The sequence below is a fragment of the Mariprofundus ferrooxydans PV-1 genome (genome assembly GCF_000153765.1).
Lineage (GTDB): Bacteria > Pseudomonadota > Zetaproteobacteria > Mariprofundales > Mariprofundaceae > Mariprofundus > Mariprofundus ferrooxydans.
This window is the reverse complement of the sequence record NZ_DS022294.1, coordinates 492,830-495,321: the sequence shown is the minus strand read 5'-3', so window position 1 is coordinate 495,321 and position 2,492 is coordinate 492,830. Positions and strand designations below refer to the sequence as shown.

The 2,492-nt window shown below is 55.4% G+C and carries 1 protein-coding gene; it reads left to right on the top strand.

Translation table 11 applies throughout. The annotated features are described in order from the left end of the window. The coding region (locus tag SPV1_RS02195; protein WP_009849454.1) for a hypothetical protein at positions 1-2,492 on the top strand (2,492 nt) is incomplete at both ends.

Below are 2,492 nucleotides of genomic sequence, written 5' to 3'. Positions count from 1 at the left end.
CCCCACCAATCAGATTTCAGAAGCCGCCAACGATTTCGCCATCGAGCGCCTCTCCGACTATCTGAAAGAGAAGTACCCTAATGCCATGACCGGCCGGATCACCCAGAACGTCGGCAAGGCAAAGGAGAGCTCCATCACTGGCGTTCAGAAATTCAACTGGGCCATCTCCCTGAAGGAGCCGGAGCTTGCCGGCTACATCCGCACGGAAACCCCGGGACTGGCCGGTCAGGACTCGATTGGCGACAACCTGATCATCCTCAAGAAGTTCGAACTCATGATCAAGGCAGGAGACAAGGCCGTTTCGCAACTGGATACGTTGTTAAAGGCGATTCTGGAACAGCACAAGCAGCTTGCCGGGCTCAAGGGCAGTGTGGATCACGATATCAAGCGCCTTGAGGAGAACATACGCTCGTGGAACCGGCAACTGGAGTTGATGGGCGTCATCAAGTCGGCCAACGAATGGTCAAAGTCTCCCGGCCTGGTCACCTTCCCCAACGATTCCAACTACGATTTCGGTACTGCCGCCTCCAAGATGAGGGATGCCTGGCAGCAGCTTGCCGGCGGCAGTTATTCCTGCAACAGCTATAATAACGCCATCTGGAATGCCGTGCAGGGTGCACAAAGAAAACGGAGCGATTTGCTTGAGCCCATCTATGCTGCTGCTCGCGCTGCCTGCGCCTCCGGCAACGGGGATGCCTGCTCGGCCGCCCAGGCTCGCGCGTCGGCCGCAGCCGCCAGCGTCTATCGCGCCTTCGAGAGTCAGGTGATAGGCACTACAAAGCAACTACATGCGGACGCAAAAGCCATGGCCGACGGCCCTATCCGCCGTTTTGTGCTATCCCTGCACAAGTGGGATCAGAACGACGTAGACATGGTGATCTGGGGCGAAGACCACACGATTAAAATGGAGGGACAGCATGGCGATTGGCTGGGCATGAGCATCTGGAGATTTGCCCTGGACAACTCTGCAAGCAACATCTCCCCCCGCTTCTACCCCATGTCCGTGAAACGCCTGGCACAATCTGAAAAGTTGTTCAAGGAGTGGAAGGATGATGCCAAAAACCAGAAGGATTATTTTCAGAAGCGGATGAGTGCCGCGAAACGCTCCACCAGCACAGTCGCAGGATATGCATCCACCGCGACCCAACTCGCCGGCGAACTGCAACCAAACATCGAGATATGGGACTGCTTCAGCGGCGCTGGCTCCAACGGCTACTATGCCGCGTTGCATAGCTTTGAAAATACGCGATACCAGTATGATCGCCTTGCACACTTTGAGGCTACTTTCAACGTCATTTCCCGCAACGGCGAGGACGCAGCCAGAGATTTCATCGAAGCAGCAAGCAAAAACATGGAGCTTACCAACAAGGTGGTGGATGCCTTGCACGGCGCTGCTTCGGTCATGGACCGCGCCGACAAACTTGTGGCTGCGGCGAAGAAACAGCGTATCGCTCAGGAAGGAAATCTGGATGTAAACGGTGGTCAGGTCTATACCATTCTGGGCCATTTTGGCGTGAATGATTCCGGCATCAAGGCGCTCGAGCAGCGCATCAAGGATGCGCGTGCCGACCCGCGGGTTCTGGAAAAGGAAGCCCTGAGCCAAATACCTCTTATGCCGGGTTACCCCGTCAAAAACATGGTGCTGACCAGTCAAGGCATCAAAGACCTGAAGACCACTGTGAATAAAATCCTGGCCAGCATAGACAACGCCCGGGACAGCTACGCCCGTGCCTACAAGAACACCCGGAAGGCGGAAGCGAGCCTGGATGCGGCTCTTCAAGCCATGCGCGACAAGCTGACTCCGATTTTCCCCGCAGAGGTCCCCTATTTCTTCAAGGATGAGGTCCTCCGCGAATACTCGGAATCGGAGGATCGTCTGGCCCTCATTCTGAGAAACCGGGTTGGCGAAGCAAAACAACTGCCGGACAGCGGGCTGGGCAGCGGTAAATTGATTGAACGCTACGCTGCTCTGGCCAAGCGTTACCACGCGCTGGTGGACCCCATGATACCCGTGGCCAAAGCCAATCGCTATGCACCAGCGATGGAGGAGATTCTTAAAAAACTGGAGGCCGATTCGGGTCGCATGGCCGGCCTGGACAATGCCGCTTTTTCCAGGGAGTCCAACCGCTATTCCCATGAGGCCTACACACTCATCACCAAGGCGAACAGCGAGGGCAAGGTGGAACCCAAGAGCCGGGTAAACGTGGCCTACGGCGCTATCATGAGCAAGCTATCCAACCTTTCTTTCAACTATTATCAACGCCAGCGCCTGAGCCGGGCTCAAGCTCTCCTCCGTGAGCAGATAGGATACATCAACGCATTCCTCAGCAATCCTGATGCTAATGGTGGCCGGATCATGGCCCGACAACACATCGATAACATTGAAAACGTAAAAAAACAGATTGATGCTTCGGTTCGAAATCAGCCCAGCATTCAGACGCTTGTGGAGCAACTGGACGGTTTGAAAACAAAGTTGAGAGCGATTGCAAACA